At 41.9% G+C, this 334-nt stretch carries 1 protein-coding gene; it reads left to right on the top strand.

Annotated elements, in window-relative coordinates; all coding sequences use genetic code 11:
- Positions 1-183, top strand: a 183-nt coding sequence (locus RYX56_RS21595; protein ID WP_369293559.1) for a glycosyltransferase, incomplete at its 5' end; no start/stop codon positions are given.
- Between the last annotated feature and the right edge of the window lie 151 nt (positions 184-334).

Below are 334 nucleotides of genomic sequence, written 5' to 3'. Positions count from 1 at the left end.
CCTGGTTTGCCGATTGTGAACGCCAATCCTGATAATTTATATGAAGAGACAAAAATGCTGCTCGATCACCCGGAGCTGCGCCGGGAGCTTGGCGTAAAAGGACGTATCTATGTAGAAAAGGTACATTCACATGATATTGTGGCTGAGCAATTGCTTACCATCTATTCAAACTTAAGGGGATAGGAAGGATATTTTAAAGGTTGGGTCAAAAGAGATAATCTCTTATTTGCCCCAGCCTCTTCTTGTTATGCCTAATTAAAAAATAAAACTGGCCTCAAGGAATCCCCTATGAAACCAGTTTGTCCTGTTTTTATAACGGGAATGCTGCGGTTGG

It is taken from the genome of Alkalihalophilus lindianensis, assembly GCF_032843265.1.
Taxonomy (GTDB): Bacteria; Bacillota; Bacilli; order Bacillales; family Bacillaceae_D; genus Alkalihalophilus; species Alkalihalophilus lindianensis.
This window is presented reverse-complemented; position numbering and strand designations above follow the sequence as displayed.